This window comes from Hymenobacter terricola (genome assembly GCF_017921975.2).
GTDB classification, from domain to species: domain Bacteria; phylum Bacteroidota; class Bacteroidia; order Cytophagales; family Hymenobacteraceae; genus Hymenobacter; species Hymenobacter terricola.
This window is the reverse complement of sequence record NZ_JAGEMO020000270.1, coordinates 1-301: the sequence shown is the minus strand read 5'-3', so window position 1 is coordinate 301 and position 301 is coordinate 1. Positions and strand designations below refer to the sequence as shown.

Below are 301 nucleotides of genomic sequence, written 5' to 3'. Positions count from 1 at the left end.
TAGGTCTCCTTTGTGATTTGTTTTGTTTGGGGAGTTGCTACAATAGCCAGACCACGACGATGAGGCTCTGTAAATAGGGGGCCACGAAAGTTTTTATAAAAATTTTCCGCGGGTACTACTGTGCAGTTTGTGCAATGCTGGCCGCGAGAAAAATTTTAGAAAAAGTTTTGGGGCGCTGTTTACAGGTTCTCAGCGGCGTGGTATAATTCGGCGAGCAACGACAAGCGATGGTACAATGCTCGATGCGTACCACCTCCCCTCCTCCGGGGTTCCAAGGGGCTGGCCCCTTGGCGGCTGCGAG

Annotated in this window: 1 protein-coding gene; it reads right to left on the bottom strand. The window is 51.2% G+C overall.

What is annotated here, in order from left to right; all coding sequences use genetic code 11:
* Nucleotides 1-115: 115 nt before the first annotated feature.
* On the bottom strand, nt 116-301 hold a 186-nt coding region (locus J4G38_RS28520; RefSeq protein WP_226164248.1), incomplete at its 5' end, for a hypothetical protein.